The following is a 22,126-nucleotide window of genomic DNA, read 5'->3' as shown; positions in this document are numbered from 1 at the left end:
GATTCGGGCGCGCTAATGACGCGCCTTTTTCCGTTCTGTGCATATCTAAATTCGTTTTTTATCAATGGAATATCCTATCCCCAATCAGTATTACGCCCGGAGCATACGGCATGGTATTTGTCATGAATAATTGATGATAAAGGAGCGGAAAAATGGCTTATGCCCTGAGCGTGTTGGAAAAAAGTCCGATAGCCGAAGGAGAAAGCGCAGCACAGGCGCTCACACGCACGCTGCACCTGGCGCAGCAGGCTGAAATTTGGGGTTACCGCCGTTTCTGGCTGGCAGAACATCACAACACTGCGCAGCTTGCCTGTCCTTCGCCCGAAGTGCTGATTGCCTATTTACTTGGGCAAACGTCACAGATCCGCATTGGCTCTGGCGGCGTCATGCTGCAACACTACAGTGCCTATAAAGTGGCGGAAAACTTCAATCTCTTGGCGACTCTGGCGCCAGGCCGGGTCGATCTGGGGGTGGGCAAAGCGCCGGGGGGGCTGCCACTGTCGACCCAAGCGCTACAGGCCGCTCATGACCAACAGAATAAACCGGATTTTCCTCAGCAACTCGCGCAGCTCAATGCCTATCTGAATGATGACGCGCAACCGGGCCTGAGCGCCACGCCGCAGCCGTCACAACCGGCACAACGCTTTCTGCTGGGTGCCAGCGAAGAAAGTGCTCAGTTGGCTGCCGAACACGGCTGGGCCTTTGTCTTTGCTGCTCACCTCAATGGCAATCAGGACGACATTAAACGGGCGCTAGTCCATTACGCCACGCAAAGCGGTGGCCGCAACGCCCTGCTGGCTGTCGCGGTGATCGTCGCCGACAGTGCCGAACAGGCCAACGCACTGGCGTCAGGGATCCAGCAATACCGAGTGCACGTAACCGGTGGCCAAAGCGTGACGGTCGGCAGCCTGGAACAGGCGGAGAGTTTTGTGCAACAAGCTGGCGCGACCGATTACCGCATTGAACCCCGCGAAAGCCACATCCTGCGGGGCACCGCTCAGCAAGTACGCCAGCAGCTGGACCAATTGCACCAGCAATATGGCGTGGAAGAGTTTGTGATTGATACCCCCATCATCCTGCCCGCCGCCCGTCTGGCCTCTTTACGGCTGCTGGCGCAGGTTTGATTCCGGGGTTAGTTCACCAGAGTACCCGCACCGATAGCGACAATCAGATCCTGCGCCAGTGTTTCCAGCTGTGCTGGGATCAGGTTAGCCAAACTGACACGGATCGCCGGGCCGCTTTTCAGGCGGAACGGCTCACCGCTTTGTACTAACCATCCGCGCTGCGCCATGATTTGACTGGCTGCGGCCTCTGAACGTACCGGCAACCAAATATGGACGCCTTCGCCCGGCGGCAAGGGGATACCACTCAACGCATGTAACCGTTCCGTCAACGTATCGCGCCGTTGCTGATAGGCATGTTGCGCCCGCACCAGCAAACCATCGCGCTGCGCTTGCGCCCATAGTTTAACGGCAATCTGCTGCAAGATATGGCTGACCCAACGCTCGCGAATGTATTGATCCGCACGCATCGCTTGCAACAGTGGCGGCTTGCCGCAGGCCAGTGCAATACGCAGGTCCGGGCTGAGAAATTTACTCAAGGACAACACATACAAACCGTTATCCATGTCACAGGGCAAATACAAAGGCTGCTGTGACAACGGCCCCCAGAAATCGTCAACGATCGCCAAACACGCAGGATTGGCCGCTAAAAATTCACGCCAACTTTTGGCGCGAGCGGCGCTTAGCGACATGCCTGTCGGGTTCTGTGCTCGCGGCGTCAGTATCACCGCGCACCCTTGCGGGCCGGCCTCTTTCTCGGGCAAGCGGCACCCTTGATCGTCTATCGGCAAGGGCAGCGGTTTGAGGCGAAGATGCCGCAACAGCGTCAGTAATGGCGGCCAGCAAGGGTCTTCCACCCACACCGAGGCTCCCGGCGTAGCATGGCTACGCAGTGCCTTCTCAATGGCATCAAGCGCGCCGGAAAACACCGACATCTCACCTGACGATGCCCCTTGTTGGGTTAGCCATTCGCCTGCACGTTGACACAGCGCCAGCAAATCGCCGCTAACGTCATAGCCGTTCTGCTGTGGGAAGACATCTTCTGCACCGAGCGACAGGGCCGGTAACAGTGTGGCGTCCAGGTTGCCGCTGGCCAAATCACGCATACCTTCAGGCACTTGCCTGACATTTCGCGCAGCCATCAAGGGTTGCTCAAGCACTTGTGTCCCTGCACGGCCGCGGGTAGCGACCAAACCGGCATCTCGTAGCTTGGCGTAAGCACTGGCGACCGTATTGGGATTGACCCCCAATTCCACAGCCAGTTGGCGCACAGGCGGCAGCAAATCACCCGGTTGCAAATCACCCTGCTTTATCTGCGTGCTGAACTGTTCAGCAATCTGGACAGCACTGCCGCCTTTTGCATACAATGAACCCATACATAAAACCTTTTTGTATTAGTTCAAACAAGATTACCTGTTTCGAACGTAAAAGTTAAGGGGTAAAGATGGAAAAACATTACGTACTCGATATTCAACATGACGGAAAAGCCTTCGCCCGTCTGCAGATGCTCACACCTTGGGCAGAGGCTCATCTGCAACAGGCTCAGGCGCTGTTTCCCGCCGAACAGGGTTATCAGTTGCAGGTAAACCAGGTCAAAGAACGCCGGATAGTTTATCAAAGCGGTATCGGCGGCATCACAATTTTGGGCGATACCCTGGAACTTGCCCCTTACCCCAACACCACAGAGGGACAACAATGAAAAAAGTGGTCGCTATCAGACATGTCAATTTCGAAAATCTCGGTATTTTGGGTTCACTGCTTTCATTACGTGGCTATCAGATTGATTATTACGATGCCGGTCGTGACGACATCCGCGCCATCGATAATGAGGAAACCGATTTGTTGGTGGTGCTTGGCGGGCCGATCAGTGCCGCACAGCATTTTGCCGGCCAACAGCACTATCCGTTTCTTAATGACGAGCTGGCGCTGGTCACACAGCGGTTGCAGCAAAAACGGCCTACACTCGGCATCTGCCTTGGTGCACAGGTGATGGCTCAGGCCTTGGGAGCTGATGTCATCTCGCTCGGCGTGAAAGAAATTGGCTTCGCCCCCCTGACCTTAACGACACATGAAGACTCCATGCTGGCCCCCTTGGGCGCAACGCCAGTGCTGCACTGGCACGGCGACATGTTTATGATCCCGGAAGGGGCAACCTGTCTGGCAGGGACCGAGATTTGCCCTAATCAGGCATTCGAATACCAGGATTTTGCCCTTGGGCTACAGTTTCATTTGGAAGCCGATCATCGCGACATTGAACGCTGGCTGGTGGGCCATGCCTGTGAGTTGGGGTTGGCGGGGGTCATTCCGCAGCGTTTACGCCAGCAGGCCGCGCGTTACGGCACAGAGTTAGAACAACGCGCTCGGCAGGTGTTTGCACAGTGGTTGGATAAAATTGAACCAAGGAAGTCCTAGATGCATCAGATTTCTCAACTACAACCACCGCAGATTGATGTGATCAGCATTCAATCCCAAGTGGTGTACGGTAGCGTCGGCAACGGTATCGCCTACCGCACCTTACTGAAAAAAGGGCTGGAAGCCTTGCAGGTACCCAGCGTGCTCTTTGGTTGCCCGCCTTACTATGGCGCCCCCAGTGGAGGTGTCATTTCCGCGGAATGGTTCAGCGGTTTTCTGGAGGATTTGTTGACCCGCGGTGTCATGTTGCGCACCCGAGCCGTCATTGTTGGCTATCTGGGCGATGTCCGTCAGTGCCACATACTGGAAAACTGGTTACAGCGTGTACGCACTATCAATCCGCAGATAAAAATTTATATCGATCCGGTGATGGGCGATTATGGCGAAGGCATTTATGTCGATGAACGCATCGTCGGCTGCTACCGCTCCCCCTTCCTGACGTTAGCCAATGGTCTCACCCCTAACGGGTTCGAGCTGGAGCAACTGTGCGGGCACCCATTACTCAGCCGCGAACAAACCCAGCGTGCCGCAGGGGCATTGTTGAATGACACCACCGAGTGGGTGTTGGTAACCAGTGCGCCGGGGGTAGCAGAAAACGACGACGAAGTAGGGTTGCTGCTGGTCAGCCGCCACGAAGTGCAAAGCTATACCCACCCTAAAATCCAATCGAAGGTCAAAGGCACCGGGGATATGTTCACAGCTTTGCTCGTAAGCCACCTTCTACAGGGTAAAAACCTCAACGAGGCCATTGTCACGGCAAGTGGCGAGGTATGCGACGTGTTGGCAGAAGCGGAGCATTTTGGTTGGGAGGAAATTGGCAGTTTGCGTGCCTTGAAATAGGCCGGGGGTGACGGGGCAGCTGGCTGCCCCACTCGTCTGCTTAACGCTTTTTCTTTTTATTGAAGTCCAATTCGAATGCAAACACTGCGCTCTGAATTTTTCTTTCCATTGCCAAACCCAACTTCATAAAACGGCATGACAGGCGCGAAAAATGCACTAATTTGTCGTCGTCATCCAGCTCTTGATCTTCGTTGATCACCACCAGTTCCATATTGACCTTGAAGCTGCCGTAGCTGCCAAGATCCAATAACGCCTTTTTGAACTGGAAGCCAGGCTGAAGGTTTTCCGGCAATGGGCCATCCACGCGCAAACCGACGCCACCCGCAGAGAGATCGTGGATCCTCAGTTGGTACTCGCTGCCGTCGGCATATTCGCCGCTGCAGAGAAATTCACGCCAGTGTGGCGTCGTCACGCGGAACTGACGACGGCGCTGAATGTAGACCAGTTCCTTCGGCAATTGAGTTGAACATGCATTAACGCCCTGATGATGAGTGGTTTCCGCCTTACCGACAGAGAACTCGATCTTCGCATCATGGCTTTCGATCACAATGGTACATTCGCCGTCGACAACCGTCTCCGCCTCATCGCCACTGAACACGATGTTATCCGGCCCGACACTCAGCAACAGACTCTGAAACTGCTGTCGTTCATTGACGACTCGCAGTGGCGTGCGCTGTTTACAAATTTCGCGCAAAATCGCCAGCACTTCAAAGCGCTCCTGCTTGATAAACAATCCGTTATCATTTTGCTCCACTCGTCGCTCCTGACTCTTCCCAATGACGATTTACATATTCCTTACAGTTATCATCTCTGGGAATATTCCTAAAGTCAAATTTGCCAACGATGCCAAGCCTGTGGCAGCAGTCTGGCGAAGCGTTTTGCCCAGTTCTGCTGGCCTTGTTGATCGGCGATCAGATCCTGGCGGATCTCAATGCCGACATAGGGAAGCTGCCGCCGCTCTGCATGTACCGGCAGCGTGTAATCCGTGGCGTCGGTCATGGCGTAGGGTTCGTTGATCCCCACGTCCAAATCCCCTTCTTCTCGCAACAGTTCAGCCAACAGCAAGGCGAATTCCGGGTGGCGATTAAACAGCAGCCCCACCTGCCATGGCCGCGTACTCCCTTTAAATACCGGCGTGAAACTGTGCATCGCAATAACCGCCGTCGGTAAACCGGCACGTTGACGCTCGTCCAAGGTATCGGCAATGGTGCGGTGATAAGGCAGAAAAATCTCATGTTCACGGGCTAAACTTTGTTCAGCAGGAATACCGACATTGCCGGGAATTGGCGTCAGCTCGGACACTTGTGGTATCGAGCTGGCAATGCCGGGCGTACGGTTACAGTCAATCACTAATCGTGAGTAACGCTGGTGAATCAGTGTGGTATCCAGTTGGCGGCTGAGGTGACGTGAAACGCCTAGTGCGCCAATGTCCCATCCGATATGGCGGTCAATCTCCCCCGCCGGCAAGCCCAGATCACCCAAACGTTGGGGGATTGCCTGGCCTGCGTGATCGCACAGCAATAAAAAGGGAGCGATACCCTTTGCTGTTTCAACCGCCACGGCGGCGGGGTCATCCAGGGTTAATAAAGACGGGACAAACGACTGTGGCATGAAAGACTCCGACGCTGGAACAAAGCCTTATCTTAGGCTATATCCCACCGCCGGCGCCAAGGCTCGGATTAGATCAAAAATGCATGAATGAGAAGCTAATCATTCTATGCACGCATCCTGGGGCTGATGTACCGCAATGTAACGCTGGAAACGCGCCGGTTTAAGCCGGGTCAGATCGACCAATACCAGACCATCAATGCAGTTATTGAATGCCGGGTCGGTACCAAAATCAATAAACTGTACCCCGCCCGGTTCACACAACTCGGTATATTGCTTGTATAGCGTTGGGATAGAGCAACCAATGTTGCTCAGCAGGCTTTTCAGTCTGACCAGGTCTTCCTGATAGTTATCGCCGGCAAACTGCGCCAACACCTGCGGCAATGAGGCAGGATAAGGTTGACGAGACTGCGCCAACGCATGATTGGGCGAGAAGTACAATCGGTAGAAGGCAATCAACAGGTCACGCGCCGTTACCGGCATACCGCCGGAAATGGAAACCGGGCCAAAGAGATAGCGGTACTGTGGGTATTTTGCCAGATAAGCGCCAATGCCAAGCCACAGATAGTCCAGCCCGCGCTTGCCCCAATAGGCCGGCTGAATGAAGCTGCGGCCCAACTCAATGCCCTGCGCCAGTATGGGTGCCATATCGCGGTCATAATGGAAGAGGCTGTTACTGTAGATGCTTTCCAGCCCTTTGCGTTCTAGCTGCTCGGCGGTTGGAATAAAACGGTAAGCACCGACGATTTCCAACTCGTCCGCATCCCACAACACCAAGTGGTAATAGTCGTCGTCATAGCTATCCAAATCCCGACGACGTCCTGACCCTTCACCAACGGCCCGGAAGGCGATTTCACGCAGCCGACCCAGTTCACGCAGGATGGGCGTACGCGCCTCATCCTGACGGCGATACAGGAAGATCTCTTTGCCGTCCGGCGTTACCCCTAACCGCTCACAGTTTGCCAGCGCCTTTTTCAGTTCCAACCGGTCTTCCGGCAAGGCAATCGGCGATTCACTGGCAAACAGTCCTTCTTTCCCCTGACCCAGTCGGTATACGTGACGACGGAAGCGTTCCGCCAGATCTTTAGCACTGGTGTGCCCATCGTGCCAGTTGGCGAACGGGATACGCCCTCCAACACGGATTTTGATACGACCCCCTTGCTGTTGGAACATTTCCCGCACCAGCAAGAGCGTCGACAGAGGGCGATAAACCATCGACGTGAAATAAAACAGGTTGCTGTTCCGCGCACTGATGTGAATGGGCACAATAGGCGCACGTGCCTTGGCCGCCAGGCGCAAGAAGCCGGTATGCCAGTGACCATCACGTATGCCTTTCGGGCTCATACGTGATACCTCTCCGGCGGGGAACAGGATCAATGCGCCCTGTTTATCCAGCTGCGCCTGCATGCCTTCAATTTGCTTGCGGCTGGTCTTATACCCCACATTGTCTACCGGCACGAACAGGCTGCGCAGCGGTTCAATGTAGGTCAACAATTGGCTGGCGACCACTTTGACATCCGGACGTACCGCCGCCACCGCACGCAGCAGCACCAGCCCATCAAGCGAGCCGATCGGATGGTTCGCGACTAACACTACCGGACCTTGGCTGGGAATATTTTCCAGATCGCCATCCACTAATTCACAACTGAGGTTGAAGTAGTCCACCACCTGCTCGATCAAATCCAGCCCTTTAAGGTGTGGATAGTCGGCGGCAAACTGTTTGAACTCTTTTTCGAAGAGTAATGATCTCAGCAGGCTACGCTGCCAGGCAGGGGTTTTGCGGTGTGGAAATGCATCATGCAACAGAGAGTCCAAGCTAAACATCGCGTTATCTCCTGGCTTAGTCGCTGCAAACTTAAGCCAGCGCTATGACCCTAACATGTCAGTATCATGACAAAAAAATGAAATCCCTCGACCTATCAGGTATAGCAAATAATTGAAAACTTGGTGGCAAGGGTGTGTCCCTCGCCACCTGCGTCGCATTTTATGCCGCTCCCTACAGCAAGGCTTCGATACGTTTGTTGACCGCTTCGCGTAATCGCAGCAGTGGATCCGCCTGATGCGGGTAGTGTTTAAAGGTGATGCGCATCCCCAATTCCTGTTCAATCAGCGCCTCTACCGCTGCACGATCGGTCAGGCTTTCCAACAGTTGCAGAGCGCGCATGTCCTGCAACCCTTGATGCAACACCCGCAGGCGTAACGACTCCACGGGCTCCCGATTATCGCCGGGATAGACCACAAAGGCATCGCCAGACGGAAACGCGTTCCGGCAGTCCGTCACGGCATAGGGATTGAGTTTTTCTCGTGAATGGCCGCTGTTATAGAAGTTGAAGCCCCAATGCAGAAAACCCGTGATGTCGTACAAATAAAGCTGGATACCCAAAATACGGTTGCGTGCCGAGGGCTGGGCGAAGAAACGGTTGGCTACCTCCGTTTTTTGTACGCAGCAGTAATAAGCCCATAACCCCGGCACCCGGTTTTCAATAAAAGGTTCTATATGATCGGTCGCCGCAACCGGTGTCTCCACCAACCCCTGCTGGTAAAACGCATAGTCTGACAGGGCATCAAACGTACGGAATCCCGCCAGTAGCGGACGTAACGTCATACTGGCGCGTTGGTAAGCGGCGATGTTTTCCAGCGTCGGTTCGTCAGAAATATGGAACCACACGCGCTGCTGCAACTGCCTATCGCGGAACCAGCCAGTCAGCGCCGGCAACAACGCCTGCAGGAACTGTTGATACTCTTGCGCATGTGCGTCGGTATGCCAGCCAAACAACGGACGCAGTTGCCCTTCAACCTCCACCATAATTTTCGGCGCATGCGCGGCGCCCCATTGGGTAAACAACGGCGCAATCTCAAAGTGTTCAATACCTTCTTCCTGAGCCAGGTCTACCCACTGGGCCAGGCGTTGGAAATCAAACCGATACCCTTGTGTTGACTGCTGCACCCCCACCAGTTGCACGGTGGTTCGTTCCCCACCGATGGCGGTATCCAGCGGTGGCGTGAAGATTGGCGTCAACAGCATGTTGACCCCACTGTTGACGGCGCTGCGGACAAAATTACGCACCGCCAGCCAGTATTCGGGACTGAATACCTCGAGACGGTAATAGTCCGCCAGGCAATCAGAATGCAGCCATTCGGTGTGCAACAGGGTTTGCGGGGGCAGCACCGCGGGGACGATATGCAGCGTCAGCGTCGCGCTGGCCAGCACTTCATCAGTCGCAACATCAGACAGCGTGAGGGTTAACGGAGAGTCCCCAGCGGCAACCGGCGTCGATGGTGGCGTAAAGGTCAGCCACAGGCTGCCATAATAATGGGTGGCGGCAAAGAAACGACAATCAGTCACCGGGGCCAACGGATCGGGAAATAACCCCGGTTCAGTCCGCAGGTAGTTCTCATCGGTCTCGGCATAACAGGGAAAATGACTGGGTACAGACTGAACCTGACGCACGCTGATATACTCTGCCAGCGGCCCTTCGAGGCGGTACCTTAATTCTCGCCGCGTTTCATTACCCGTCGGATGTAAACAATAGACCCCTTGCCAGGAAACTATTTCGTTACTCAGCCCACTGAGTGTATTTATCTGTGAAATCTGTGGTGCATTGCGGCTATGAAATACTTTTTCCAGACAATGGGTAAAGGTTAATGAAAGGCGCATAACATTAATCTCTCTTTAATTGTTAAATACCGATGAGTGATTTTCAGGCTAAACCCTTTTATCGCGGCAAACAATAGCGACAATCAAAAATCGACGACAAGCCTGTTCAGGCGTTGCGATATACAATTTTTTTGTTTATTTGCATCACAAAAATGAAAGATAGCCAAGCCTGCACAATAATAATGTTTTTAATCCCCATTATGGTGCAAGGGTTATCACTTATTCCTATGACCGCCACAGTCCGTAAATGGCGTGCGGCAGGGCTAAAATCACCCCAAAAGGTTAATGACTTGTAAACGAATGGCGCTTTCGGTTTGACCCTAAACCCTTTCGATTTTAACAACAACGAAACATTCCCGCCCCATTTTTGGGCAGATCGGGGTGTATTGACACATTGAAAGTTAAGGGATAGAAAGAATTCACGTTACGAAAATATTTATTCGTCGTTCACCGAGGGGAAAGCAATGTCACCGATAAAAAATACCGGCCGTCTTCTTGTGCACTCTGCCATCGCGGCTGCGTTATTATTACCAACCATGTTATATGCCGCAGATCAAATAACTTTGCGCTATGCCGTATGGGACAGAAACCAATTACCTGCCGAACAAGAAATTGCCAAACGATTTGAAAAAGAAAACCCTAACATCAAAATAGCGATAGAATTAACCCCATCAGCGCAATACTTTGTAAAATTAGATTCAGCAGCGGCTGGCGGCGTTGCCCCTGATATATTCTGGATAAACATGCCCTATTTTGTGCAATATGCCAAGAATGGCATATTGCAACCCTTAACACCTTATATGACCGGCAGCAGCGTTAACGTAAATAACATCGTCGCCAGTTCGGTGAAGGCTTATCAGTATGACGGTCAGCAGATGGCTATCCCCCGCGACGTAGACTCCATCGCAGTTTGGTACAACAAAAAGCTGTTTGACCAGGCTGGCGTCAGCTACCCCACCAACGACTGGGATTGGGACACGCTGAAAAGCAAAGCGGCAGCGTTGAAAACCGGCTTGAAAGGCAGCGCCTTCCCCCTGGTGATGGATCTGAGCATTGACGGCCAGGACAGCTATATGAATCTGCTGTTCCAGAACGGCAACCATATTGTGCCGAAAGACGGCCAGCCAACCGATATTGCCAACGATAAGTCGATCTGGGTGTATCAGCAGTTGCAAACCATGATGAAAGACGGGCTGATGCCAAGCGCTCAACAAATGAGCGAAGTCAAAACCGAAAATATCTTCCAGTCCAACCGTGCAGCAATGGTGTATGCCGGCTCATGGTTGGCCGCGCCCTTCGCCAATAACCCGCTGATTAACGACCATATCGGCGTAGTGATGATGCCAAAAATCGAGCGTCAGTCTGGCGTCGCACACAGCCTGGCATTCGCCATGTCCGCCAACAGCGCCCACAAACAGGAAGCCTGGAAATACATCGAATTTATGAGCTCCGAAGCCTCGCAAGCCGAGCTGGCGAAGGTGGTGATCCCAGCCAACAAGGTGGCTGCCAAAGTCTGGGCTGCGGAGATTAAAAAAGTCGATGTCACGCCGTACATTCAAACCCTCAACGTGACCGAGGCTTACCCAACCGCCGGGACCAACACGCCAAAGTGGCAGAATATGTGGATTGCCAGCCTGAAGAAAATCTTCATGGGCGCGGATGCCAAGTCTGAAATGGACAAATCGGTCAAGAAGATCGAACGCGTCATGGAGCAGTAATCACCCCGTGCCGGTAGCGCCTGCCCGAGGGCGCACCGGCTGCGGACACCGCAGAGCAGTTACAGGTGAGGAATGGCAACATGTCGCTGGCAGAAACGGCTACGGTCACCCTAAAACAACAAAAAAGTGTCCCTCGACCGGCACTCAGCCGCCTGGAGCGCGCCGAGCGCTTTTGGGGATGGGTAATGATTTTACCGCTGCTGATTGGGTTGATGGTTTTCTATTTCATCCCTTTTTTGCAGAACATCTTTTACAGCTTCACCGATCTTAATCAGTTTATGCGCTGGACTACGTTCAGCGTTGATAACTACGTCAATCTGTTTGAGGACGACGATTTTTATACCGCCGCCGGTAACACGCTGTTCTACGTGGTGGTCTGCGTCCCTGTCAGCCTGAGCCTTTCCCTGTTGCTGGCGATTGGCTTGAACCAGAACATCCGCGGCAAAGCGGTGTTGCGCACGTTACTGTTCCTGCCTGCAGTCACCATGCCTGCCGCGGTGGCGATGGTTTGGCAATGGCTGTTTAACAAAGACTTTGGCCTGATTAACCAGGCGATGGGTTTCTTGGGTATTTCGCCGGTGGCCTGGCTGTCCGATCCGGACGTGGTGCGGATCAGCGTTTCCATCATCATTATCTGGTCGTCACTGGCGCTGAAAATCATCATTTTGCTGGCCGGGTTACAAAGTATTCCACGCCAACTGTATGAGGCCGCAGACATTGACGGCATCAGCACCCTGCGCCGATTTTTCTGTATCACTCTGCCGATGATGGTACCGACGCTGTTTTTCGTCTCAGTAATGAGCTTTATCGAGATCCTGCAAGTCTTTGACGTGGTGTTCCTGATGTTTGACCGCGCATTGGTGGAAAGTGACGTGATGACTGTCACCAACCTGTTCTACAAATATGCCTTCTATCTGCAGGAGAAAGGCTACGCCTCTGCCATAACCGTGGTGCTGTTCGCCGTCACCCTGCTGATCACCCTGATTCAAATGGTGATTGGCAAACGCCTGAAAGTCAGCTGAGGAGCCATGACGATGAGCATAAGTAAAAAAACACTGGTTTATCTGTTTATGGCCCTGGCGGCGCTCGCCTCTGTCGTCCCTTTTATCTGGATGCTGGTTACCTCACTGAAAACGCAGGCCGAGAGTATTCAGATCCCGCTAACACTGCTGCCGACGCACCCCAGCCTGCAGGCCTACGGCAAGATCATGCATGAAATTCCGTTTACTGATTTTTATGTGAACTCGCTGCTGGCGACATTCTTTACCGTCACACTACAAATGGTCATCGCCACCATGGCCGCTTACGGTTTCTCGCGCTTGCATTTTCGCGGCCGCGACGCGGTGTTCCTGGTCTGTATTTCCATTCTGATGGTGCCTGGTCAGGCGTTTCTGATCCCGCAATTCCTGGTAGTGCAGAAGTTGGGCTTGGTAAACAGCATCACCGGGCTGGTGTTGCCAGGCATTTTCAGTATTTATGCCACTTTCCTGTTGCGTCAGTTCTTCCTGGCGGTGCCAAAGGAGATGGAAGAAGCGGCGTTGATTGACGGCTACAGCTACTTCGCTATTTTCTGGCGCATCATGCTGCCCCTGATTCGCCCCGGCATCATCGCCTGCATCATTATTAATGGCCTGTGGAGCTGGAACAACCTGATGTGGCCGCTGATCGTCAACACCACCACCGAGAAACTGACGCTGCCCGTTGGACTGGCATCACTGTCAAGCCGTGCCGGGGTGGAATATCCGTTACTGATGGCCGGCGCGCTGATGGCGGTCATCCCCATGCTGATGCTGTTCATTCTTTTCCAACGCTACTTCATCCAGGGCATCGCCAGCGCTGGGGTAAAAGGCTAACCGCGAATACAAGGTAACTAACATGGCCGGTATACAGTTAAACAATGTGAAGAAGGTCTATCCCAATGGGTTCAATGCTTTGCATGGGGTCGATCTGGACATCAAAGACGGCGAATTTATGGTATTTGTTGGCCCCTCCGGCTGCGCAAAATCCACCCTGCTGCGAATGATCGCCGGCCTGGAAAGCGTCAGCGAAGGCCAGATCCTGATTCACGACCACTGCGTCAACGACACCATGCCGAAAGATCGCGGCATCGCGATGGTTTTCCAGAACTATGCGCTCTATCCCCATATGACCGTCTACAAGAACATGGCGTTCGGTTTGATCGGCAAAGAAAGCAAAGCCGAAATTGATCGCCGTGTGCGGGATGCGGCCGAAAAATTGGAAATCACCAATCTGCTACAGCGTAAGCCAGGTCAGTTGTCGGGTGGCCAGTGCCAGCGTGTGGCGGTCGGCCGCGCTATCGTGCGTAAACCCAAGGTGTTTTTGTTCGATGAACCCCTGTCGAATTTGGATGCCAAGCTACGCGTCTCGATGCGCGTGCAGTTGATTGAATTGCATAACCAGCTGAAACAGGAAGGTGCGGCTGCCACCATGGTCTATGTCACGCACGATCAGGTAGAGGCGATGACCATGGGAGACCGTATCTGTGTGATGAACCGTGGCACCATCATGCAGGTAGACAAACCGATCAACCTGTATCACCAACCCGCTAACCGCTTTGTCGCCGAGTTCATCGGCAGCCCATCGATGAACCTGCACGATATGGCGATTACCCGCACCGCTCAGGGAATTGGGCTACGCATCGGTAGCGAATATCCACTCGAACTGCCACCGGCGCTGCAACAGCAATTAGAAAAATACCCGCACCCGCGCGTATGCCTCGGCATTCGTCCAGAGTCCTTGCGGTTGTGCGCTCCCGGCAGTGCCAACTGCTTCCCGGCAAAGATCGTCACCATCGAACGCATGGGCAACGAAGAATTGCTGCACTGCGAGCTGGCTGAGCTGCGGTTTGTGCTTCGTATGGCGTCACAACCAGACTGGGAACCGCGTTTGGGAGAACAGATCCACCTGGCTTTCGATCTGTCCCGCGCACACCTGTTTGATGAAATCAGCGGCCAAAACCTCAAATAACAAGATCGGAGAATGTGCAATGTCGTCATCTCAACAAAATGGTTATGCCGGTCGCCCGGTGAAGGTACTGGTTATTGGCGCCGGAGCGCGTGGGGAAATTTATTCACGTTACGCGTTGGCACACCCGGATTTAATGCAGGTGGTCGCCGTGGCAGAGCCGCGTGATGTTTATCGGCAACAGTTTGTCGAACAACATGGCATAGCGGCAGATAAGGTATTCACTGACTGGCAGCAGGCTGCCAACGCAGGAAAACTGGCCGATGCGGTGCTGATCTGTACCCAAGACACGTTACACCTCGAGCCCGCGCTGGCCTTCGCCAGGCAGGGTTACGCCATGCTGCTGGAAAAACCGCTGTCACCGGATGCCAGTGAATGCCGCACCATCGTTGAAGAAGTGATACGTCAAAAGCTGATTTTCTCGGTTGGCCATGTGTTGCGCTATACGCGCTATACCCAGAAACTGAAGCAGCTGCTGCGTGATAACGTGATTGGTGACATTGTCAGCCTGCAGCACCTGGAACCGGTCGGTTACTGGCACCAAGCTCATTCCTTCGTCCGCGGTAACTGGCGCAATGACGGTGAAGCCGCCTTTATGCTGCTACAAAAATCCTGCCACGACATCGACTGGATCCGCTACATCATGGAGCTGCCCTGCGAGCAGATCAGCTCGTTCGGTGGTTTGCGTCACTTTCGCCAGGAAAATCAACCTGCGGGCGCGGCGGACAATTGCCTGGACTGTTCAGTGGAAGCCCATTGCCCTTATTCCGCTAAACGTATCTATCTGGGCGACGACCACAAAGCGACACCGGGCTTCCTGCGGGTGTTAACGCCAGAGGTCAGTCAGCCACACCTGTTGGCGGCCCTGCGCGAGGGGCAGTATGGCCGCTGTGTCTACCGTTGCGACAACAACGTCGTTGATCATCAGGTGGTCAACATGCAATTTGCCGGTGGACGCACCGCGTCCTTCACCATGACGGCGTTCACCCGCCTTGAAGATCGCAAAACCCGCATTTTCGGCAGCCACGGTTGTCTCGAGGGCGACGGACGCTTCATCCGTATCACTTCGTTCGTTGACGACAGTGAAAAGGTCTACGACGTTGATGAGGCTGAAGATCTGCATACCATGTCCGGTCACGGCGGCGGCGATTATTATCTGATGCAGCATTTTATCGACGCTATTCGCACGAACGATCCTTCACAGGTGCTGTCAGGCCCAGCGGAAACGTTGGAAAGCCATTTGATGGTGTTTGCGGCTGAACGTGCTCGCCGTGAATCTGCCGTCATCACCCTGAGCGGAGCCTGAAACGTGGAGGTATCACAGATGCGCTACGGCTTCGACATTGGGGGAACCAAGATCGAAATGGCAGCCTATGACCAACAGCTTACGCAGGTTTTTTGCCAACGCGTCAGTACCCCTACGGGCAATTACCGCGAATTTCTGTCCTGTATCCACCAATTGGTGGATCGTGCCGACCGCGAATTGCATACCCAAGGCAGTATCGGCATCGGCTTACCCGGCGTAACCGATCCTCGCAGCCGCCGGCAACTGGCCGTCAACGTGCCTTGCCTGACCGGTCACTGTCTGGCTGACGATCTGGCCCAAGCATTGTCGCGGCCGGTTGAGATTGAAAACGACTGCCGTTGCTTCGCCCTTTCCGAAGCCAGCACGCCACAGACAGAGCATCTGGCGCTGGTGTTCGGCGCGATTATCGGTACCGGTGCCGGCGGTGGCCTGGTCATGAACAAACAGTTGCATAAGGGCCGCAACGGTCTGGCCGGTGAATGGGGCCACACGCCGATCTCTGCTCAGTTGGCACAACGTTACGATTTGCCGCTATTCACCTGTAATTGCGGCCTGACCGCCTGCTTTGAGCGCTACGTATCCGGCAGTGGGTTGCTGGCGTTAAGCCGCCATTTTGGCCACCCTGCCGATACGGTACCGGCACTGATCGCCAGTTACCGGCAGGGACAGCCAATGGCACAGCACCTGATGGTGATGTACGTCGATATTCTGGCCAGCGCGTTGGCAAGTCTGCAGCTGTTACTGGACGTGGACGCCTTCGTGCTCGGCGGTGGGCTGTCGAACGTCAAGGAGTTGTATTCCCTCCTGCCGCCGGCCATGGGCCAGTGGTTGTTGCCCGGCACGGAACCGGCGGCAGTCTACCCGCCAGTGCACGGCGACAGCAGTGGCGTACGCGGTGCTGCGCTATTACGTCAAAGCTGGCAATAAAAAACAATGAAAAGGCGAACAACAAGAAATGAATGACGCAGCTTTCACCCTGCTTTTGGTAAATGACAGCAAGCGATGAGTTTTCGCCTGATTAATAACGGATTACCCATTTTCACTTTATTTATTCGCTGCTTTCGGTTTGACCGCAATCGAAAGATAAAATCAACATAAGCAATTGATACATATGATTTTTTATAAAATAACCGATTGCATTTCGCTGTTTCGTTTGCTGTAATTCGACACGAACAACTGAAAGCACTCCTGCCAGATTAGCTGCGACGCATTGCGCCGCGGCCGGGTATGACTACAGCTAAATCAGGAGTCACGCGTTAATGATCAATACCGTAAAACGACGGGAATTAATTATCGACCAGCTTTGTCGCGAAGGCTCGGTGCGCGTCGAACAACTCAGCGCCCAGTTTTCGGTTTCCAGCGTCACTATCCGCAGCGATCTGCGCCAGTTGGAAAAAAGCGGCTGCGCCGTACGTGCCTATGGGGGCGCAATGCTCAATAAGCAGTTCGCCTTCGATCGCCCGTTGCAGGACAAGGGCCGTATCAATCGCGATGTGAAATTCGCCATTGCCTGTGCGGCAGCCGAATTGGTCAATGACGGCGATGCCATCATTCTCGATTCCGGCTCCACCACCAGCCAAATGGCACAGCAGTTAGCCGGCAAGAAAGATCTGGTGGTGATGACCAATGCATTGAATATCGCTTTCGAACTGGCCAACAACGAACAGGTGGATTTGATGGTGGTCGGCGGCAGCGTACGGCGTAAATCCTGGTCGCTGTATGGACCGGCAGCAGAGCAGCACATGCGCCAGTTCCGGTTCGACAAGCTGTTTCTCGGCGTTGACGGCTTTGATCTGCTCAGTGGTATCACCACACCAGACCCCGGAGAAGCGCAACTCAACCGCGCTATGTGCGATGTCGCACGCGAAGTGATCGCCGTCGCAGACGCCAGCAAATTTGGCCGCACCAGCTTTTGCATGATCCGTGAAATCGGCCAAATCCAACGTTTGGTCACTGACAGCCGCATTCCGGAAAGCTACCTGCATGCGCTGAAGCATTTAGGGGTCGACGTCATTATCGCCGACCGTTAACAGACGTTTCTTAAGGAGTTTTCAACATGAATGGTTATTTTGCTTACGATGCGGGCTGGCTGGAGCAACGGCATGCGTTGCATACCGCACGTGAAATCTGGCAGCAGCCGGACCTCTGGGCCGCCCTGCACCAGCAACTACACGCGCAACAGGCGCAGTGGCAACCTTTCCTTGCCCCGTTACTGTCGAATCCCCGTTTGCAGATTGTGCTTTGCGGTGCGGGCAGCTCCGCCTTCGCCGGTCGCGCGCTGGCGCCATGGCTACGCGAGAAAACGGGCCGTGATGTGGTGGCTTATGGCACCACCGATATTGTCGCTAACCCGCACCAATACCTCGACTTGACGCGCCCTACGCTGCTGGTTTCTTTCGCCCGCTCCGGCAACAGCCCAGAAAGCGTGGCGACGGTGGAATTGGCCGATCAGTTGCTGCCCGAAAGCTATCACCTGATGCTGGTGTGCAACCCGGACAGCAGGCTAGCGCAGTACGCACACCAACGCGATAACGTTTGTTCGCTGGTGATGCCGCAAGGCTCAAACGATCAGAGCTTCGCCATGACCTCCAGCTTTAGCTGCATGATGCTGTCCGCAGCGCTGTTGCTGGGCCCCTATTCCCTTGCCGACGCACAACGGCCACTGACCGCCATGGTGGAACGCTGTCGTGAACTTCGCGAGACACTGCAACCTCAGGTGAAAACCTTGGCTGCCAGTGGGTTCAGGCGCTACATCACGCTGGGTGGCAGCTGTTTTACCGGGCTTGCGGAAGAGGCATCGTTAAAGATGCTGGAACTGACAGCCGGTCAGATTGTTACCCGCTACGACTCCCCGCTCGGTTTGCGTCACGGGCCCAAATTTATGGTCGATAGCCAGACGTTAGTCCTTCTGATGTTCTCCAGTGGCGACTATGCCCGTCAATACGATCGCGATTTGTGGAACGAACTGCAGCGTGACGGTTTGGCGATGCAGATGGTCGGCTTGACCGGCAGCACACAACCACTCAGCGACATGATACTGAATCTGCACCATGCCGAGGATGACGTCTGGTTACTGTTCCCCTACTTGTTATTCACTCAGATGCTGGCATTTGAAAGCTCGCTGGCGCTGGGCCTGACGCCGGATAATCCGTGCCCGACCGGTGAAGTTAACCGCGTGGTGAAAGGCGTTACCATTTACCGCTATCCGTCTTCTGTGGCGTAAGGAGCCCCTATGTACCTGATATCCAATCGCGAAATGCTGTTAAAAGCGCAGCGCCAGGGTTATGCCGTACCCGCGTTCAACGTGCATAACCTGGAAACTGTACAAGTGGTGGCGGAAACCGCCGCAGAGCTGGGATCCCCGGTGATCATGGCAGGAACGCCCGGCACTTTCAGCTATGCCGGTACCGACTATTTGATCGGCATCTGTCAGGCGGCAGCGCACCGTTACGATCTGCCCTTTGCGCTGCACCTTGATCATCATGAAGAAATGGATGATATCGAGTTCAAGGTCAAAAACGGCATCCGCTCAGTGATGATTGACGGATCGCACTTGCCCTTCGCACAGAACATCGCCAAAGTCGCCGAAGCCGTCGCCTTATGTCACCGCTATGGGGCCAGTGTGGAAGCAGAACTGGGTCGCCTGGGTGGCCAGGAGGATGACTTGATTGTCGACTCCGCAGACAGTTTCTTTACCGATCCCGCCGCCGCGCGAGAGTTTGTCACCGCTACCGGCATAGACTCGCTCGCGGTAGCCATTGGTTCTGCCCATGGGCTATACCAGGGTGAACCCAAACTGGATTTCGAACGCTTGGCGCTGATCCGTGAGCACGTCGACATTCCCCTGGTGTTGCACGGCGCATCCGGAATTCCTGAAGCCATGGTGAAACGCGCGATTTCCCTGGGTGTATGCAAGGTCAACGTGGCCACTGAACTGAAAATCGCCTTTGCTGATGCCGTGAAGAGCTATTTCGCTCAGCATCCGGACGCCAACGATCCACGCAAATACATCGTACCCGGCAAGCTGGCAATGAAAGAGGTGGTCGCAGAGAAGATCCGCATTTGCGGTAGCAGCGGTATGCTGTAACCCAGAATAGTGCTTTATGTTTGGCCGCAGTGGCATTGGCAACTGCGGCCAGGGGCGTTTTTACCGTGACACAGTTCACAGTACATCCGCCACGTTCGCCTGCTAATCATTAAGCCGCCTTCACTATGATCTAAATCATGGTTTTAGCCACACCCCCTCCCTATTATTAAATCCGCAACACGAAGAATTAAGAATAGTATATAAACCATTCGCAATTGCGCTGCGTAAACTTGTTCGAGAATCGTCATTAACACCTATTTTGTTTTTATTTAATTGGCACCACTTATTTGTTTTTCATTTTAGAAGAGGAGTTAATAATGAAGCGTTCTCTTATCGCACTCGCACTTCTGGCCCTTATTCCCGCCACCTTACAGGCCGCCACAGGCTCCAGCCACCCTGTAGCCTCAGGCACCATTCGCTTTGTCGGCGAAATCACGTCGCCAGCCTGTAACATTAAACAGAGAAATGAAGAACTCGTTTCCAATTGCTTCGGCACAGGTTCAACAAACGGCAACGGCATTGTCACAACGTCATTAAACAATATGCCATCTGAATTGGTTTCTAATGTAACCACCGAATCAGTAAATAATGACCATCGATTAAAGAACATCACGATAAGCTACAAGTAACTCGTAGTGATGTTTATTGTTAACACTGTTTTAACTGATAAAATAATATTTGTATTTTATAAATTTATTTTACCACTTCGCACCCTGAACTATGCTCTGTTCACATCATTACGTTGAAATGGGCAACCCCCGGTTGCCCATCTTCATGTCCGAAATCCGCCATCGCTCCGCTGCATTTCATGTAATAATCTGCCCATCAAACGAGAGGAGTGATCAAAATGCAGACTTTTTTTATTGATCGTATGGCGACGCCAGTGGGCGAGCTGGTTTTGATTGCCGATGAGCAGGACCGCTTGCGCGCTATCGACTGGACCGAACACGAAGTTCGCCTGATGAAGCTGCTGAACACACATTACCGGGCCGATCGTTTTCAACTGGTAGACAAGCACAATCCTGGCGGCCTGACTGACATCATGCAGCGGTATTTCTCCGGTGAGTTGGACGTGATCAACAGCGTGCCGGTAATGACAGCAGGCACAGAATTCCAGCGCACGGTGTGGCAGCAGCTGCGCCAGATCCCGTGCGGTGAGATCATTACTTACGGAGAATTGGCAAAGCGCATCGGTCGCCCAACGGCCTCACGGGCGGTCGGCATGGCAAACGGCTCTAACCCAATCAGCATCGTGGTGCCTTGTCATCGTGTGATTGGTTCACAAGGTGCCTTGACCGGCTATGCCGGCGGTGTTCAGCGCAAAGCGTGGCTGTTGAAACATGAAGGGTATTTGCAAAACGATCTGCTTTAATCAGCCATTGGCGGGATATCGCAGGAAAAGTGCGATATCCCGGCGCTATTAGCGTGGGACGTAATCCGGCGGTGCCCCGCGATCCGTTGGCGGGGGGTAATAGTCCGGCGGAACCGGTGAGGCTTGTTGCATATCCGCGCTGCCGTAGCCATAGGCCACCGGTACTTTATTGCCTTTGGCATACATACATTGGCTGTAGACCGTATCGTAGCGATCTTGCAAATCCCCAGAACTCTCCGACGCGCTGCCGCTGGCCATTGAACTGCCTACCAATAATCCACCGCCGGCACCAATAAGCGCCCCTGGCCCCGCATTACCCGATGCCGCACCGATTAATGCCCCCGCGGCCGCACCAACCAGCGTACCCGCTGCGGCAGTACCCGCCGCATTATTAGACGCGCTCTGGGCACCGCCATTCACGCTATTTTGCGCATAGCCGCGGCACATCGCCTCATCGCGATTAAATTGTTCATAGCTTTTGCCGGTGCCCGGTAAAGCCATCACATCCGGACCGGTCGGCGGCGAAACGCAACCACACAGCCCGGTAGCCAAAGCCAGTAACGTAAAAACAGGAAATAATTTCATCACTGATCCGCCTTAGAGTCACCGAGATGTCGGGCCATCTGTTACCACTTTCATCCAACCGTCAGGGCAACGTGCTACTTGCGGGTAATAGCCCGCGGGACGTCGGCAGTAGTACGCGTAATTGGGTGCCTTTTCTATGTAGTTCTGTGGCGGCGGCGGTGCTACATACACCACCGGCGGTGGCGCATAATAAACCGGAGGGGGTCCCCAGGGGATACCAATCACCACGTTGGGACCGTAGTATCCGTGGCCATAATAACCATGACCGTAATAGCCATGCCCATAGTAGCCGTGTGCAAACGAGGCAGCGCTGGCCGACATTAATGCTCCGGCCGCCAGCATCAATAACATGACCTTTTTCATCATTCACTCCTGAATCTGATTGTCACCACACCCATAGTGAGCAAGATAACGCCACGGAGCGTTTTATCTGCGGCAGCGATTGGGATGAATGCGATCGGTTTTCGCCAGCAAATGTGTACAAATATTGACTT

The 22,126-nt window shown here is 53.9% G+C and carries 22 protein-coding genes; 15 read left to right on the top strand and 7 right to left on the bottom strand.

All coding sequences use genetic code 11. The features are described from left to right. Positions 1–152: 152 nt before the first annotated feature. Positions 153–1,124 carry an LLM class flavin-dependent oxidoreductase gene (locus tag AC2FCQ_RS02210; RefSeq protein WP_490307454.1) on the top strand — a complete coding sequence of 324 codons (972 nt, stop codon included), beginning with the start codon at positions 153–155 and terminating at the stop codon, positions 1,122–1,124. An 8-nt stretch (positions 1,125–1,132) separates the two neighbouring features. Here the strand turns inward: AC2FCQ_RS02210 and AC2FCQ_RS02205 are convergent, their stop codons facing one another. Continuing rightward, positions 1,133–2,437, bottom strand: coding sequence for an aminotransferase class I/II-fold pyridoxal phosphate-dependent enzyme (locus AC2FCQ_RS02205; protein ID WP_490307453.1), 1,305 nt, complete (start codon positions 2,435–2,437; stop codon positions 1,133–1,135). 68 nt (positions 2,438–2,505) lie between these two features. On the opposite strand from AC2FCQ_RS02205, the gene AC2FCQ_RS02200 reads away from it, so the two are divergent. Genes AC2FCQ_RS02200 through AC2FCQ_RS02190 form a run of 3 tightly spaced genes read left to right on the top strand, consistent with a single transcriptional unit; the run spans position 2,506 to position 4,313 of the window. Continuing rightward, complete coding sequence (locus AC2FCQ_RS02200; protein ID WP_209633635.1) at positions 2,506–2,760, top strand: hypothetical protein; 255 nt, start codon at positions 2,506–2,508, stop codon at positions 2,758–2,760. After that, a complete protein-coding gene (locus tag AC2FCQ_RS02195) occupies positions 2,757–3,473 on the top strand; it encodes a glutamine amidotransferase (protein ID WP_490307452.1) in 717 nt (238 codons plus the stop codon). Before AC2FCQ_RS02200 ends, AC2FCQ_RS02195 begins: the two co-directional genes overlap by 4 nt. Further along, entirely contained in the window at positions 3,474–4,313 is an 840-nt protein-coding gene (locus tag AC2FCQ_RS02190; RefSeq protein WP_490307451.1) for a PfkB family carbohydrate kinase, read from the top strand. It begins immediately after the preceding gene. Between the two features lie 40 nt (positions 4,314–4,353). Here AC2FCQ_RS02190 and AC2FCQ_RS02185 read toward each other — a convergent pair whose 3' ends face one another. From AC2FCQ_RS02185 to AC2FCQ_RS02170, 4 genes are all read right to left on the bottom strand, one after another. Beyond that, entirely contained in the window at positions 4,354–5,067 is a 714-nt protein-coding gene (locus AC2FCQ_RS02185; protein WP_209633641.1) for a flagellar brake protein, read from the bottom strand. A gap of 74 nt (positions 5,068–5,141) precedes the next feature. Further along, complete coding sequence (locus AC2FCQ_RS02180; protein WP_490307450.1) at positions 5,142–5,924, bottom strand: N-formylglutamate amidohydrolase; 783 nt, start codon at positions 5,922–5,924, stop codon at positions 5,142–5,144. Positions 5,925–6,023: 99 nt separating this feature from the next. Next, complete coding sequence (olsF, locus tag AC2FCQ_RS02175; RefSeq protein ID WP_209633647.1) at positions 6,024–7,745, bottom strand: ornithine lipid synthase OlsF; 1,722 nt, start codon at positions 7,743–7,745, stop codon at positions 6,024–6,026. A 172-nt stretch (positions 7,746–7,917) separates the two neighbouring features. Continuing rightward, positions 7,918–9,579 (bottom strand): DUF4091 domain-containing protein, encoded by a 1,662-nt coding sequence (locus AC2FCQ_RS02170; protein ID WP_490307449.1) that lies wholly within the window; start codon positions 9,577–9,579, stop codon positions 7,918–7,920. Positions 9,580–10,043: 464 nt separating this feature from the next. On the opposite strand from AC2FCQ_RS02170, the gene AC2FCQ_RS02165 reads away from it, so the two are divergent. From AC2FCQ_RS02165 to ogt, 11 genes are all read left to right on the top strand, one after another. Then, on the top strand, positions 10,044–11,297 hold the full coding sequence (locus AC2FCQ_RS02165) for an ABC transporter substrate-binding protein (RefSeq protein WP_490307448.1): 1,254 nt from the start codon (positions 10,044–10,046) through the stop codon (positions 11,295–11,297). 80 nt (positions 11,298–11,377) lie between these two features. Further along, complete coding sequence (locus tag AC2FCQ_RS02160) at positions 11,378–12,319, top strand: carbohydrate ABC transporter permease (protein WP_490307447.1); 942 nt, start codon at positions 11,378–11,380, stop codon at positions 12,317–12,319. A gap of 12 nt (positions 12,320–12,331) precedes the next feature. Beyond that, positions 12,332–13,150 carry a carbohydrate ABC transporter permease gene (locus AC2FCQ_RS02155; RefSeq protein ID WP_209633654.1) on the top strand — a complete coding sequence of 273 codons (819 nt, stop codon included), beginning with the start codon at positions 12,332–12,334 and terminating at the stop codon, positions 13,148–13,150. A 22-nt stretch (positions 13,151–13,172) separates the two neighbouring features. Then, a complete protein-coding gene (locus AC2FCQ_RS02150) occupies positions 13,173–14,285 on the top strand; it encodes an ABC transporter ATP-binding protein (RefSeq protein ID WP_490307446.1) in 1,113 nt (370 codons plus the stop codon). Positions 14,286–14,304: 19 nt separating this feature from the next. After that, a complete protein-coding gene (locus tag AC2FCQ_RS02145) occupies positions 14,305–15,588 on the top strand; it encodes a Gfo/Idh/MocA family protein (RefSeq protein ID WP_209633659.1) in 1,284 nt (427 codons plus the stop codon). Positions 15,589–15,606: 18 nt separating this feature from the next. Next, entirely contained in the window at positions 15,607–16,515 is a 909-nt protein-coding gene (locus AC2FCQ_RS02140; protein WP_209634215.1) for an ROK family protein, read from the top strand. Positions 16,516–16,847: 332 nt separating this feature from the next. Then, positions 16,848–17,618, top strand: coding sequence for a transcriptional repressor AgaR (agaR, locus tag AC2FCQ_RS02135; protein ID WP_209633661.1), 771 nt, complete (start codon positions 16,848–16,850; stop codon positions 17,616–17,618). Between the two features lie 26 nt (positions 17,619–17,644). Continuing rightward, the gene (locus tag AC2FCQ_RS02130; protein WP_490307445.1) at positions 17,645–18,811 is read left to right on the top strand and encodes an SIS domain-containing protein; all 1,167 of its coding nucleotides are present in this window, start codon (positions 17,645–17,647) and stop codon (positions 18,809–18,811) included. A gap of 9 nt (positions 18,812–18,820) precedes the next feature. Then, positions 18,821–19,675, top strand: a complete 855-nt coding sequence (locus AC2FCQ_RS02125) for a tagatose bisphosphate family class II aldolase (protein WP_209633666.1) — start codon at positions 18,821–18,823, stop codon at positions 19,673–19,675. Between the two features lie 317 nt (positions 19,676–19,992). Next, a complete protein-coding gene (locus AC2FCQ_RS02120) occupies positions 19,993–20,304 on the top strand; it encodes a hypothetical protein (protein WP_490307444.1) in 312 nt (103 codons plus the stop codon). 218 nt (positions 20,305–20,522) lie between these two features. Then, positions 20,523–21,047 (top strand): methylated-DNA--[protein]-cysteine S-methyltransferase, encoded by a 525-nt coding sequence (gene ogt / locus AC2FCQ_RS02115; RefSeq protein WP_209633670.1) that lies wholly within the window; start codon positions 20,523–20,525, stop codon positions 21,045–21,047. Between the two features lie 48 nt (positions 21,048–21,095). Here the strand turns inward: ogt and AC2FCQ_RS02110 are convergent, their stop codons facing one another. Continuing rightward, positions 21,096–21,632: a glycine zipper family protein gene (locus AC2FCQ_RS02110; protein WP_404759543.1), complete on the bottom strand. Its 537-nt coding sequence runs from the start codon at positions 21,630–21,632 to the stop codon at positions 21,096–21,098. A gap of 18 nt (positions 21,633–21,650) precedes the next feature. After that, complete coding sequence (locus tag AC2FCQ_RS02105) at positions 21,651–21,995, bottom strand: hypothetical protein (protein WP_490307443.1); 345 nt, start codon at positions 21,993–21,995, stop codon at positions 21,651–21,653. Between the last annotated feature and the right edge of the window lie 131 nt (positions 21,996–22,126).

It is taken from the genome of Serratia sp. CoH_134_PS_4, from assembly GCF_058190535.1.
Note: the sequence above shows the minus strand (reverse complement) of the source record. Positions and strands in the feature narration are given on the sequence as shown.